A 13,535-nucleotide genomic window follows, 5' to 3' on the forward strand; every position below is an offset into this window, starting at 1 on the left:
TCCCAATTAATATGCGGCGTTCGATTGTCCGCCTTCCATGATCTTCACGCCAGAGCTTGCACCGATGCGGGTTGCGCCCGCCTCGATCATCTGCTGCATGTCTTCCAGACTGCGCACACCGCCGGAAGCTTTGACACCGATATCCGGACCTACCGTCTTGCGCATCAAGGCTACATCAGCCGGAGTAGCTCCGCTTGTGGAGAAGCCTGTGGATGTTTTAACAAAGTCAGCGCCTGCCTTGACGGACAGTTCGCATGCTGTTACCTTCTCTTCGTCTGTCAGCAGACAGGTCTCGATAATCACTTTGACCAGTGCCTTGCCCGCAGCCGCGTCCACGACTGCCTTTATGTCCTGTTCCACCAATGCAAGGTTCCCGGATTTCAGGGCACCTATGTTGATAACCATGTCCACTTCTCCTGCGCCGTTCGCAATCGCATCCTGTACTTCATATGCTTTGACCGCAGGTGTGGAGGCGCCCAGAGGGAATCCGATAACCGTGCATACTTTGACATCCGTACCAGCCAGCTGCTCTGCCGCAGTTTTGACCCAAGTCGGGTTCACACATACAGAAGCAAATACATATTTCTTCGCTTCCTCAATCAGCTTATCAATCTCGGTACGGGTTGCATCTGCACGAAGCAGCGTGTGGTCAATCATGCCAGCCAGGTTCATGAAAAATCTCTCCTTTAATTTACGGTTGATAGGATCATATATAATCACACAGTTCAAGGCCGGGAGGCCTTTGACCATGCCATTGACAGCTTTCAACAACGACATCATAACATGCACTTGAACAAATGTAAAAGTTTTTGTGAAAATATGTTCAGGTCGTATCACTGCGCAAATTGACGAACTGACGCATAAAAAAACTGCCGTCTTCAACGGCAGTCCTGTCTATGATTCCAGTAAAGCCTGGGCCGTAAACTGGTCAGTGACAAGGATATTCGCATACTTGCCCACCAGTGCGGCACGTATAGCTTCGATCTTGCGCTGGCCGCCTGCTACAAGAACGCTCTTTTCTTTGGCGCGCAAATCTTCCAGATCAATGCCTACGGTCCGATTGTTGATCTCGCTGCTGATGATTCGGCCTTGGGCATCGAAGAATCGGGAACAAATGTCACCTGCACCTTCCCGCTGCAGCTGCTGCTGCTCTTCCTTGTTGAAATAACCGAGCCGGAAAAGGAGCGCATCCTCCTTGACCGTGCCCACGGTAAACACAGCGATATTCGCCTGCTTGCCGAGCTGGATGATGCGCTGGATATGGCGGTCTGCTTCGACCATTTGTTTCAGCTCCATGCTGTCGAAGATGACGGGCAGCGGCAGATACCGGGCCATCGTTTGAAAGGCCTCCGCGAACAGATTCACCGTTTCTGCTGCGTAGGTATTCACATGGGAGTGGCTGACCCCGCCTTTCAGCTGTACCACTTCTACACCTTTTACCTGTTTGGGCTGAAGCTGTCTTGCCACTGCGTGCATGGTAGTTCCCCAGGTCACTCCGATAATATCACTGTCCCGAACGGTCTCATGCAAGTACTCTGCTGTCTTTTTGCTGATATGCTTCTGGATTTCCTTATATTCATCAAGCGGCGAGTAGCAGACCAGCACCATATCCAGACCATAGACATGCTTGATCTCTTCTCCCAGTGCGTCCAGATCCTCCAGCGGGTCCACAATACTGATGCGGACATACCCCTTATCCTTCGCATACTGCAGCAGGCGGGATACCGTAGGACGGGATACCCCCAGTCTCGCAGCAATCTCCTGCTGGCTGTAATCGAGCAGGTAATACAGGCGGGATGCCTCGACACTCAGGCGCTGTTTCTCATGATTTCCATTTTCCATTCTCTCCAACCCACTTCAAAAGCAATTTGCCAATCATGCCGTATCTTCAGGCTGTCTTATGTAACCGGAACTAGCGGGGCGGCAGCAGATTCTCCAGAATAGACCGCAGGTTGTGATCTTCCCGGTAGACCTCTTCTCCCGTGTCGATTTCCGTTACACGGATATAGTCAAAACTGGCCTGCGGCTCTGCCGTACGGAATACCAGTTCATCCCCGGAATCCGGTTTTACGGCAAAGCCCATATCCCCGAACATCGTCACCAGCTGATCCACTCCCGGCTGCTCGCCCTCCTTCAGCATAATTAAACCGCGCAGCTCTTTGGTTTCCTTCCCGTGAACCACTCTAAAGTGAACGATACACTCCATCATCAACGTCCCCTTCCATATATTTCGTAATAATATCAGCTTGCCCCGAGTGAAAGGAAGCCATGCCGATGCGAAAATCACGTTTGGCAGCATATGCCGGTTCCTTTAGAATGAAAGACAGCATCTACATATCAATCATACAGGGGGCTCTGACCATGTCTGACAAAAAGGAATTTCTGGATATTTATGATGAAAACGACTGCCGCATTGGCGCCCGCCCGCGGGATGAGGTTCATGCCCGCGGATACTGGCATCATACCTTCCACTGCTGGCTGTACCGGGATACGGAAGCAGGACGCAGGCTCCTGTTGTTCCAGCTTCGCCAGCATACCAAGGATACCTTTCCAGGGTGCTATGACATTACCGCTGCCGGTCATCTTTCCCAAGGGGAAACCGTGTCGGATGCTGTTCGTGAACTGGAAGAAGAACTGGGTGTGACGGCATCCTACGAACAGCTGAAGCTTTTGATGACTACCCGTGAAGAGATTCATGGTGAACTGTTCGGTGTTCCGTTCATCGACCGTGAAGTCAGCAGTGTCTTCGGCCTTCACTCCAACCTTACTCTGGAACAATACCGTCTGCAGACCGAAGAAGTGGCTGGTCTGTATGAAGCCGATGTGAACGACATGCTCGCCTTGTTCCAAGGGAATCTTCCTGAGATCACTGCTGCAGGGATCAGCTCTGACGCAGCTGCCGGCTCCCGGCTGCATGAGCGCCCCGTACGTAGCTCTGATTTTGTTGACCGCGAGTTAAGCTATTATATCGACATCTGCCGGAAAATCCAGGATCAGCCTCCCGGCATCCCCTGATCCTGCACTAACTCGGACCGCCCGCATATCTGCGAATGATCGACTGGTAGAGGGGACCGTACCGGCCTTCAAGCTCGGCTCCCATATCCTGGTCCAGCTCGAATAATACAAGCTCCTGTGCAAAATGACTCAGCAGCAGTTCTGCCATGACCGGGTGCTCTGTGACGACCGCTTGGGCGGAGCCTGGTTCCCCCCGCATGCCCAGCATGCAGCGGCGGCGGTCAATGACGAACGAGAATCGCCGCCCCCCTTGTCGTCCGGCGTTCCCCAGCACTGAAGGGGACATCCAGCGTGCAGGTGTATTGTCTGCCCCGTCACAAGACCACAGCACCCGCACCCCTCTCGCTTCAGCTTCCTCCAGTTCTTCTCTCAGAAGTGCCGCCTCTTCACGATAAATATCCACTATAATCTCGTGCTCAGCCTGGGACAGCTCACGCGCAAGGCTCTCGAGCACGTTTTTATCTCCCTCCACATTGAAAAACAGCGGTCTCTCCGGCTGATGCTTCGGCATCCCTGCCTTGACGGCTTCCAGCGACTGCTGAAGGTGGGAAGAAATCATCTTCGTCAGTTCCTCCGTATCCAGTACACTGTAACGGACAGGTTCACCCGGTCCCGCCTGCAGGTAGCCCTGCTGCGCAAGACGCTGCAGCGTACCATACACATTGGAACGGGATACGCCCAGCCTTTTGGCCACCTCATAGCCTGAAGCCGAGCCCTGTTTGGCCAGTTCGACCATGACCTTGCCTTCCATTTCTGTAAAACCCAGATTGCGCAGATGCTGCAGCAGATGTTCCATAATGTCTGTCCTCCCATGCTGTCACCTGACTAACCCGCATCTTTATGCTCTCCCTGTCGGAGTTAGATCTGCTCAGCTCCGCAGCGCGGGCACCATTTGGAGCCTTTGGGCAGATCGGCTGAACAAATTTGACACTTTACGGTATCGCGCGGAACCTGCGGCTGAACAGCCGCCTCCTCCTGATTGTTCTTCTGCCAGTAACGGATACGTTCATCCAGCTCCTGCTGGCGTTCGCGCTCCCGCTCCAGCTCTTCGTTGCGGCGGCGTTCCCATTCCGCGTCAAAGGCTGCTTTCTCTTCCGGCGTGAAGTCCGTGTCTGCGTAGTCTGCTTCGCGGAAGGGATCCTCTTCGTAAGCTGCCGATGTCTGCTGCTGTGTCTGCGGTTCCTCCCGCTCCTCATCACGGTACTCCGGGGTGTATACCTGCGTGTAGTCGTCCGTGTAGCTGTCGTTGAATTCCGGCTCCCAGCTGCGATTCATCTCAAGAGAAGACGCGGGTACCTGTGCTTCTTCCTGCACTGGTGCTTCTGCGGGCTGACCGCCCAGTTTGCGGCCGCATTTCGGGCAGAAGTTCGCATCCAGCGCTGCCACATAACCGCATTCGCACAGGCGCTCATTCTTCATCTCGGCAATTTTGTTGCGAAGGGCGTCAATATCCGCCTGCAGCGTGTCGCATTCCTTGGAAAGCTGCATCATTTCCTTCTCGGCGTCCGTCATATCGTGAATGCGGTAGCCCTGGTAAAATACCTGACCCATCCGCAAAAAATGAACGTCCATCTCCTGTTGAATGCTAGAGATCTGAGAGTTCAGCTTTCCGATCTCCACCGCGTGCTGGGCTTTCTCCGTCGCACGGTTCGCACCTTCCTTAATCCTTTGCAGCAAATTCATGTCCGTTTCCTCCTCATGTGTCTGCTTGACCTGAATAGGGTCCCGCAGCTGTACTGCCTGTCAGCAAGTTTGTTCGTATTCAGTAAGGTCATTCAGGTTTATTAGCGGGACAGCCTGTCACAAGCTGCGCTCCATCACTAGATTATACAATCCTATTCACACCGAAGTTTCGGTATCCCGGATTGAAGGTTTAATTTCGCCGTTCTGCCAATCATTCGGCACTTGGCTCCCCTGCCGGATAAGGTATAATGGAATAATGCCTGTCCGGGAGTGACTCTATCATACCAAAAACTGAACCCACTTGTGAAAATGGAAGTTTACGGAATAGAGAAGTATTGAAAATAAATGATGACTTACTAACATAGCGCATGAACAAAGCATGTGTATGAACGAGAAAGGGGATTCTTCATGTCCAATCACTATACGGACTTTCATCCGCGTCCCGCCGGCGTTCCCCTCGCCACTCCTGCACCGGCCGCGAAGCCCGCACCGGCCGCAACCAGCTCCAGACTGGTGCTTGACAGCGAGGCTGATGCTTATTATTTCCGTGCCCTAGAGCGTGAGGGTATTCACCTGAACCAGCCGCAGATCGCGGCTGTTCGTCATGGCCAGGGACCGCTGCTGACACTGGCTGGAGCCGGCTGCGGCAAGACAACGGTACTGGCCGCGAGAGCCGGATACCTGATGGCTGTGCGGGAGGTTCCCGCCTCTACCATTCTGCTGATGACCTTCACGAGCAAAGCTGCCGCGGAGATGAAAGCACGGATTGCCGCTCTGCCGGGAATTCGTCCTGCTGCAGCCCGGACGGTACAAGCGAGAACCTTCCACTCCTTCGCGCTGGCTATGCTGCGTCATCATGGAGCTACCGAAGATATCTTCGGTGACATGCAGGCCCAGCATACCATTATGAAGATGCTTCAGCGCCAGCTCGGGCTGAGCGATGTGTTCCAGCCGGAGAGCCTGCTCTCCGCCCTGTCCGCCTGGAAGGCCGGCGGCAGAACCACGGATGAGCTGCCTGAACAGACACCGGACGAGAAGGATGCGAAACGCCTGCTGCTCGCGTATGAGCAGTGGAAGCAGGAACGGAACAAAATGGACTTTGACGACATCCTCCTGCGGGCAGCTGCCCTGATGAAGGACCCACAGATTCTGGGAACCCTGCGCAGACGCTTCCGTTATCTGATGGTCGACGAGTTCCAGGATACTAATACCCTCCAGTATGACATGGTCCGCATGCTGGCAGATGAACACCGTAACCTGATGGTCGTCGGCGACGACGATCAGACGATTTATACCTTTAACGGAGCCCGCCAGGAATCGATTCTCGAGTTCGACCGAGTCTATCCGGGCGCCAAGGTAATCACGCTGAACCAGAATTACCGCAGCGATGCGCGTATTCTCGGGCTCGGTTCCTCCCTCGTGGAGCACAACCGGCTGCGCCGCAGGAAAAAGCTGCTGGCCGCCGGTCAGCAGGGGTATCCGCCGCAGTTCTCCGCACCAGCCGGAACCGAAGAGGAAGCCGCCCAGGTGGTATCGCATCTGCTGCGGCAGGTGGAGGCCGGGGAGCTGGCCTACCGGGATATAGCCATTCTGCACCGTACTGCCAGCAGCAGCCGCTCGATCTTCGAGCATCTGATACTGCGCGATGTGCCGTTCATTCAATACGGTACTGGCCCTGTCTTCTATGACCAGTCACTGATCCGACCGCTGATGGATCACCTTCGTCTCTCGCTGGAGCCGCGGCGCATGGATGCGCTGGCCAGCGCGCTAGGGCCGCTGTATGTCCCCCGCGAAGCGGGGCTTGATTACATTCTGCGTGAGGAGAAAAAGCAGGCCAAGAAATACCCGCTGATCCATCTCACCCGCTGGGACAAGCTGCGGGATTTCCAGCAGGAGCAGGTCAAGGGCCGAATCCGCCTCATCAAGAGCCTGCAGACGATGAAGCCGGTTCTGGCCATTCAGGAGATGAGAAGGCAGTTCTATGATAAATATATGGAAGCCGGAGATCCCTCTATCCTGACCCACTATAAAGAAACCATGCTGGAGACACTCGAAGAGCTGGAGAGCGCAGCGAAACGCTTTGACACGGTGGCTGACTTTATCAGCTTTGCCGACGAGCTGACCCGCCGCCATAAGGAAATGGAATCTCTCCGTATGTCTGAAGACAGCGATGCTGTCCGCCTGATGACGATTCACAGGGCCAAAGGTCTGGAATTCCCCTGTGTCTACTGGATCGGTGCCAGCGAAGGTATTCTTCCGCACAGTACGGCCCTCAAGCAGGATGTACCGGATGACCGCAAGCCGGTCTTCGGCTCCGCCGCTGAGGGTGCCGATGCGGCTCTGGAAGAGGAACGGCGGCTGGCCTACGTGGCGGTAACCCGCGCCAAACAGAAGCTGTACATCACTTCGCCGGCCACCGTTCACGGCAAGCCAGCACCGGTATCCCGTTTTATTACGGAAGCCTACGGTATCCTCCCGGAAGCTGCTTCAAAGCCCGCGGCAGACCAGCCGCTGCGGGAACGGAACAACCGGGAGTCCAGCCGATCCTTTGCCATAACTTCGGCAAGAAGCCAGGGAAACCGCCGCTCCCATACCGTTACCATCCGCCAGAATGCTGACGGTGGCAGAACTGCTCCAGCCAGGACGGCTCCGCGTGCCGGACGGACGGAGCATGTACCGGTGTGGACCTGTACAGCCGCCTCCTGTAAGGCTTGGATCAGGCAGGCTGCCGCCGGCCGCAGAGCCCACGGAAGTTCCACTTCAGCATCCCCTCCAGCCTGCCCGCTGTGCGGCTCCAGGATGGAAGGCGGATCCCGGGAAGTGCCTGTATAAATGACTGAAGGGACGTCCGCCAGGACGTCCCTTTACTTTTGCCCCTGCTATCCGATTCATGTACAATGTAGACAGATGCCGCATGGCGCACTTGGGCTTGATTGGACAGCAGATAAAGCAAAACGCGGTTAGGACTCACCAAAGCTTGGCCCGGTGCCGACAATGCAACTTTGATTTTATAGGAGAATGCCCTTTGAACGAACACGATTTAAGCCAGCTATCCACCGTTCACCTGCCGTTACGGGATTTCCAGCGCAAGCTGGAAACCGATGAGACGCTCTCCAGACAGCTGGAGGAGTGGAAGAAGCTTCCGGTTCTATATCAACTGGCACTGGAAGAGCTGAAGAACAAAATCAAGCTGATCCAGACCGAATGGAAGCTGCAGGACGGATTCAGTCCGATCGAGCATATCAAAACCCGGATCAAGGAGCCGCAGAGCATCCTCGAGAAGGTACAGCGCAAAGGTTATGAGCCGACCATCGATAATATCCTCAACCAGATTCACGATATTGCGGGGATGCGAATTGTATGCGCCTTCGTCAAAGATATCTACCGACTGTTCGATCATCTGAAGTCCCGTTCGGATATTCGCGTCATTGAAGTGAAGGACTATATTGCCAACCGCAAGCCTAACGGCTACCAGAGCCTGCACGTCATCGTTGCCGTCCCTTTAATTCTGTTCGAGGAGACACGCTGGATGAAGGTCGAGATTCAGATTCGTACCCTCGCCATGGATTTCTGGGCAAGCCTGGAGCATATTCTCTATTACAAATTTGATAAAAAGGTGCCTGCCCATGTCGTAGCCGAGCTGACAGAAGCCGCACAAGCCGCCGATGAATTGGACCAGAAAATGCTGAAGCTGAGATATAAAATTCTGTCCCTCTCAGGCGAAGGGCAGGATAATCAGGTCGCAGCCGGTGCTGAACCTCCGCTCCTGACCGCGGAGAACAAATGATCTTGACTTATACCATCTTTTATCACAGATCTATGCCATAACTTATTCCCAAAAAGTAAAAGGTATCCCGCCGCCAACCGGCTGAGGATACCTTTTTTACGTTTTCTGTTATTTACATCAGGAATGTGCCAATGACAATCGATACCCCAATTATGACCGAGCGCAGCAGCTGAGCTATGGCGAGATTGCCCTTGGCAATTTCATCACACAATTTCGTACGCGGGGTCACCCAGTCGAAGATGAGATAGACCAGGCTCAGAATCACAATGCCTGCAGCAGACCAGATAATCATATCCATCCATTCATGCGTACTGAAGGAAACCATCGCTACAATGATGCACAATCCCAGCAGCTTACTGCCCATATAGAGACCGGCTGCCTCGTTGCCGCCCGCAATCTCCTTACTGTCATCAAACCGGGTAATCCAGCTAAATACCAGGTAACCTACTGCCAGAATAGCCATGAGAATTATAACGCCGATTCCCACATGTCCCAAGTCGCTCCAAAACGTCTTCACATTCCATCCTCCTTCAATTGTCCTGCTTGATGCCGGCGTCCGCTTCCCTGACGGCTGCCGCACAATAAAAGGCCATATCGCCAGTGACCTTCTCGCCAATCCGGGGCAGTACCCCTGCAAACGTACCGCCGATAACAAATACGCCTGTCAGCAAATAACCGGCATAGCGGCCTTCCTCGGTCAGCACTTCTGCGGCCTGCATGGGCCACAAGCGCTGATAAATCTTGGGCTGGTTCTCGTAATAGGCCGCAATCTGTTCGGCTTCCTGCTCTTCCTCGGTCAGCGGCCGGTCAGCCTCCCCTAGACCATCCAGACTAGGCGGCATGGCTGCCGCAGCTGTCTGCAGGTCTGCTTTCGTCCCCTCATGCAGCGCAGTACCCTTACCCTCACGCCCCCAATACCCCTTCGCGACATACGGCGTTCCGTTCTGCTCAAAAGGAGCGGGCTCAAAGTAGGTCGGCAGCAGATAGCGCTCGATCCAGTTCAGTTCTTCATCATCGAACAGACGAAATCCGCAGTATTCAGGCGTCTGTTCATTACGCTCATACAGGGACCACAGCGTTGCCGTGAAGCCTTTACTCTGGGCAATCATCTGCCGCGGCGGATTGATCAGCCCCAGCCGTCTGGCTGCAGCCAGATCCATCAGTGCCTGCCCTACAGCTACCCCACTCTCTTCTTCTTCATCATGAATGAGGTATTCCAGCGGATAGAGCCTGTATAAGATATGCACCTGTCTGTCGCGATGGTACAACCCCTCGCCGGGCACAATCTCCAGCTCATGCAGCGGCGCAAAACAGACCGTAAAACCGGCTTCCCTGCACATCCTCATCAGATATTCTGTATTATGCCGATCCTCCAGATGCCAGTCATAGCAAGTGAACACCGCTTCGGTGCCCAAGCCCTGTCTCTCATAATGATTCATGACTGTCTTAAACATACGGCGCAGCGTCTCATCCATTCCCCGGGAAGGTCCTGCATATGTAACCTTCGTTGCCTCGTTCTGCAAACGCAGGAGCTCTCTCTCCAGATAAGCGGCTTCAGGGATCCCTGTCGGTGTATCTGCATTGTTCTCGATGCACTTCAAGCCGTCCGCTCCCAGAATCCAATCCTGCCGGGTTATGCCTTGCGGCGCGTCATCTCTGCGAATCGCTGCGAGCAGTCCGGGATGAATGCCCAGCTGTTCCACCAGATAGCTGTCCGGCAGGTAGTCCTGCACAAACTGCATAACTTTGCGGTAGATTCGGTCAACGGCTTCGGCCGCTGTACGCAGCTCCTCCATCTCCGACTCTTCGTACAGGGTCAGCGCCGGAAGACAGTACTGCTTGCCATACATCCGGTGGTAAGGAATGGTACGTTCCAGCTCCCCCGTGAAAATCTCCTCATGCCCATAGGGCAGATGCAGCATTGTACGCATAGAGCCTAACCTCCCGAGAAAAAGCCGCTGTGCGAGCCGCCGCTGCCAAAACCGCTGGATTTGGCCCCACTCGAGTTGTAGCCCTTGGAGCTGTAGCCGCTGCCTGTGTAATGGTAGTAACCGCCGCCTCCCCCGCTGCTCCCCATGTATTCGCAGGAGTTATCAACCTGGGGATCACATTCGTCCTTACTGCCGCAGCCGGTCAGAACGGCAGGCACCGCCAGCATGACCGCAAAAGCCATCATCTTGGCCCGCCTGCCAGGGTCCGGCTTTTTCACCGATTCACGCTCCTCCATCAGAGATCCACCTCCTTCAGGAAAAATAACAGCTTCTTGCGCTCCTCATCCAGAACGGAATACAGTACTTCATACGTCGTCTCCTGCTCTACTACATAATGATCCAGCAGGCGCTGTGCCCATTCCAGAACCATCAGGGAGGATGCGGCCTGTCCTTCTTGTTCCATAAACTGCTGCCCATCCCAAATCCAATATTCTCCGCTGTAGAGTGAACTGGTTCGGTTCAATGCAAATACGGCCTTCGTAATAGCTGAACGGTAGGGCTCCTCCACCTGGTCTGCAAATTCCGCAGCGTAGATGGAATGAGTCCCCTCTTCTGTCCGCTCATTCGAAATGTGCCCCCACAGCCGGCTGTGGATTAACGTTGCGTCTACCAGCTTGCGGAGAAATAATTCCGACTGCGGAACGGATACCTGCTCCAGGGTTCTGACTTCTTTCTGCTTTGTCTCCGACCATTCCCGATACGTAACTGAATAATAGATAGCGCTTCCCTTCCTTTCCGATCCTACCTTTATGAAACAGCAGATCATGAGCGTGACCAGCCAGAGCATCAACGAGCCTATCTCCTTGATCTGCCGGTACAGCCCAGGACCGTTTTATTCAACTTATGCAAAATATTCAAAATTCTGCATTCCCCAAATCTATACGTCATTTTACGCAATTCGGGTGCAATTGAAAATGATATTTCATGGAATGAATCGTTTATCCTATGAATTTCTCTGCGGACCGCTGCAGTCCTTTTAGTTCGCAAGGCGCAGGAGAAAGGAAACAGACCGTCATCTCCTCGATGACGGCCTGTTGATTTTGGGCAAAGCCCGGTCTCCCACAAGCTGCAGATATCCGTACGACGATCTGCAGATCCAGCCTGCTACAGCTTTATATTCGCTTCATCAAAATATTCTTCCAGCGACAGGCCGCTCTTCGCGACATCGGGTGCAAGCTCCGTACCAATATAACGGATATGCCACGGCTCATATTCATATCCGGTCTCCGTCTCTTTGCCCTTCAAATACCGGATCACAAAGCCGTATTCTGCAGCATGCTCTGCGAGCCACTGGCCCTCCCGGGTATCCCCGAAGCTCTGCTCCAATGCGTTGCCGGCGCTGGGGCTTGATACATCGATAGCCAGACCGGTCTGGTGCTCACTGGAGCCTGGGAAGGCGCTGACCTTATCGGTATATTCCTGCCCTTTCGTCCGTACGTTGTTGTTATAAATCGAGACCTGCCGTTCATAGGAACGGTACCCGGACACGGCGCGCAGCTCAATATCTGCACTTTCCGCTCCTGCGAACAGCTTCTCCAGCGCTTCTGCCGCTTCCTTGCGCATATGGCGCTTCTCATGCGGACCATCGAAGCTGAACGGCACATTCGGCTCGACCAGATCCGGCGGCACATATCCTTCTGGCAGCAAACGCTGTTTATCTACGATGACGGTCATCGCCTCCGCGTTCGTGACAACGGCATGCTCGCCTTCTTCCTTAATCGTCTTCTGCAGGGCGCTCTGGCTGCGCAGTGCCATCACCGGATCTGCCGGTTCCGCCGACGCTGGCGGCGGCGACTGCAGCTGCTGCGCCGATTGTTCCCCCGAGCCTCCCTGCTGACAGCCTGCCAGCAGCAGACCGGGAAGCATCAGAACCGACATCCATAGGGATAGACGGCGCCGGTTGGCCTGCGGCCGTCCGGTCACCTGCCCTGCCGATGTGAATTCCTGCTGTGTTTCTGTCCGAGTGACGTCCTTCCGTTTCCCGTTAGCTCTCATTTCCAAAACTCCTCTGATTTCTTTCATACATTCATTAGCACGCCCGCGGCATGCTCGTCCATAACACCGACGGTTTACACCGGACCCGAAGTCCGGCCTCTCCTGCTTACAGATGCCTGACGGCACCCTTCGTCTTCCGTACCAGTATACTTGAAATGCCGACACGGTTCCACGGCAATTGTTGATTCCTGTCGTCTCCGGCAGCAGCAAAAAAAGCGATATGCCGGCGTCCCCGCCTTCATATCGCTTCCTTCCTGCCGGACTGCTAGCGCGGCGGTTTGACCGCCCCCGCCGCCAAGGTGCGCGCGGCTTCGGCGGTACGGGCGCGTACCAGCGCCAGTCCCTCCGCCGCGCGCGGCTGGCCGGGCAGCAGCGCTGCGAGCCCGGCTGGCGGTTCCTGCGGCTGCAGCTCCTGCGGCAGCCGCACTTCCACGCTGCTGAAGCCGGGTCCCGGCTGATGCAGCGTGCCGGCCGCGGCCGCTTCGGCGATCCAGTCGCCGACTGCGCCCGCGGCGCCGCGGGCTTCGCCCCGCACAGCCGGTTCGGCGGCGGGTGCGCGCCGCGGCGCTCCCTGGGCGGCGAGTTCCTCCGCCCAGCTGCCGAACACGCCCGCCAGCAGCTCGGCGCGCGGCAGACCCGCCAGCGCCAGCCGCAGCAGCGGCTCGGCGGTCAGGGCCTCCCGCACGGCTTCCGCCAACGCGCGGGGTGGTTCGCTGCCGTCCTCGGCGGCAGCATCATCCGGCAGCGGCGGCAGCAGCGCCGCCACGGCCGGTGCCGGCTCGCCCTGCAGGAGCCGGTACAGCTCTATCGGCCGCGCCTGCAGGCGGGCCAGCAGCTGGGCGCGGGCGGCGTCGCCAAGCCGCGCGCCGGTGCCGGCCAGCCGCACAGCTGTGCCGTCCGCACTGCGGACGACAGCGCTCCAGCGGCCGGTCTCGATGGTCAGCTCTACGTTGTATGCACTCACTTCCGCCACCCCTCTCGTCTTTGTCTTCTCTGCCTGTATCGGTAACGGTACTGTTTAAAATCCGGTTGGAATCCGGCCGTCTTCCATTGCAGAGCCGGCT

General features: G+C 55.7%; 14 protein-coding genes. 3 read left to right on the forward strand and 11 right to left on the reverse strand.

Going from position 1 to position 13,535, the window contains the following annotated elements; all coding sequences use genetic code 11:
- Window positions 1-6: 6 nt before the first annotated feature.
- The 3 genes from deoC to Q5741_RS09540 form a co-directional block, all read right to left on the reverse strand.
- A complete protein-coding gene (deoC, locus tag Q5741_RS09530) occupies window positions 7-672 on the reverse strand; it encodes a deoxyribose-phosphate aldolase (RefSeq protein WP_305023859.1) in 666 nt (221 codons plus the stop codon).
- A 222-nt stretch (window positions 673-894) separates the two neighbouring features.
- A complete protein-coding gene (locus tag Q5741_RS09535) occupies window positions 895-1,842 on the reverse strand; it encodes a sugar-binding transcriptional regulator (protein ID WP_305023860.1) in 948 nt (315 codons plus the stop codon).
- Between the two features lie 70 nt (window positions 1,843-1,912).
- The gene (locus tag Q5741_RS09540) at window positions 1,913-2,206 is read right to left on the reverse strand and encodes a hypothetical protein (protein WP_305023861.1); all 294 of its coding nucleotides are present in this window, start codon (window positions 2,204-2,206) and stop codon (window positions 1,913-1,915) included.
- 155 nt (window positions 2,207-2,361) lie between these two features.
- On the opposite strand from Q5741_RS09540, the gene Q5741_RS09545 reads away from it, so the two are divergent.
- Window positions 2,362-3,015, forward strand: a complete 654-nt coding sequence (locus Q5741_RS09545) for an NUDIX hydrolase (protein ID WP_305023862.1) — start codon at window positions 2,362-2,364, stop codon at window positions 3,013-3,015.
- A gap of 7 nt (window positions 3,016-3,022) precedes the next feature.
- On the opposite strand, the gene Q5741_RS09550 is transcribed toward Q5741_RS09545, so the two are convergent.
- Window positions 3,023-3,811 carry a TrmB family transcriptional regulator gene (locus Q5741_RS09550; protein ID WP_305023863.1) on the reverse strand — a complete coding sequence of 263 codons (789 nt, stop codon included), beginning with the start codon at window positions 3,809-3,811 and terminating at the stop codon, window positions 3,023-3,025.
- 62 nt (window positions 3,812-3,873) lie between these two features.
- A complete protein-coding gene (locus tag Q5741_RS09555) occupies window positions 3,874-4,698 on the reverse strand; it encodes a zinc ribbon domain-containing protein (RefSeq protein ID WP_305023864.1) in 825 nt (274 codons plus the stop codon).
- A gap of 408 nt (window positions 4,699-5,106) precedes the next feature.
- Here Q5741_RS09555 and Q5741_RS09560 point away from each other — a divergent pair, with 408 nt between their 5' ends.
- Together Q5741_RS09560 and Q5741_RS09565 are read left to right on the forward strand one after the other, a co-directional pair.
- The gene (locus Q5741_RS09560; RefSeq protein WP_305023865.1) at window positions 5,107-7,530 is read left to right on the forward strand and encodes a UvrD-helicase domain-containing protein; all 2,424 of its coding nucleotides are present in this window, start codon (window positions 5,107-5,109) and stop codon (window positions 7,528-7,530) included.
- Window positions 7,531-7,723: 193 nt separating this feature from the next.
- On the forward strand, window positions 7,724-8,485 hold the full coding sequence (locus tag Q5741_RS09565; protein WP_305023866.1) for a GTP pyrophosphokinase: 762 nt from the start codon (window positions 7,724-7,726) through the stop codon (window positions 8,483-8,485).
- Between the two features lie 112 nt (window positions 8,486-8,597).
- Here the strand turns inward: Q5741_RS09565 and Q5741_RS09570 are convergent, their stop codons facing one another.
- The 6 genes from Q5741_RS09570 to Q5741_RS09595 all read right to left on the reverse strand — a co-directional run bounded on the left by Q5741_RS09570 (window position 8,598) and on the right by Q5741_RS09595 (window position 13,435).
- Window positions 8,598-9,002 carry a DUF350 domain-containing protein gene (locus Q5741_RS09570; RefSeq protein WP_455430323.1) on the reverse strand — a complete coding sequence of 135 codons (405 nt, stop codon included), beginning with the start codon at window positions 9,000-9,002 and terminating at the stop codon, window positions 8,598-8,600.
- 13 nt (window positions 9,003-9,015) lie between these two features.
- The gene (locus Q5741_RS09575) at window positions 9,016-10,416 is read right to left on the reverse strand and encodes a glutathionylspermidine synthase family protein (RefSeq protein ID WP_305023867.1); all 1,401 of its coding nucleotides are present in this window, start codon (window positions 10,414-10,416) and stop codon (window positions 9,016-9,018) included.
- Window positions 10,417-10,421: 5 nt separating this feature from the next.
- A complete protein-coding gene (locus tag Q5741_RS09580; protein WP_305023868.1) occupies window positions 10,422-10,712 on the reverse strand; it encodes a hypothetical protein in 291 nt (96 codons plus the stop codon).
- The gene (locus tag Q5741_RS09585) at window positions 10,712-11,263 is read right to left on the reverse strand and encodes a hypothetical protein (RefSeq protein WP_305024056.1); all 552 of its coding nucleotides are present in this window, start codon (window positions 11,261-11,263) and stop codon (window positions 10,712-10,714) included. The genes Q5741_RS09580 and Q5741_RS09585 overlap by 1 nt, the downstream gene beginning before the upstream one ends.
- A 317-nt stretch (window positions 11,264-11,580) precedes the next feature.
- Entirely contained in the window at window positions 11,581-12,354 is a 774-nt protein-coding gene (locus Q5741_RS09590; protein WP_305024057.1) for a M15 family metallopeptidase, read from the reverse strand.
- A 382-nt stretch (window positions 12,355-12,736) separates the two neighbouring features.
- A complete protein-coding gene (locus tag Q5741_RS09595) occupies window positions 12,737-13,435 on the reverse strand; it encodes a hypothetical protein (RefSeq protein WP_305023869.1) in 699 nt (232 codons plus the stop codon).
- Window positions 13,436-13,535 lie beyond the last annotated feature (100 nt).

The sequence above is a fragment of the Paenibacillus lacisoli genome (genome assembly GCF_030580655.1).
Classification (GTDB): Bacteria; Bacillota; Bacilli; order Paenibacillales; family Paenibacillaceae; genus Paenibacillus; species Paenibacillus lacisoli.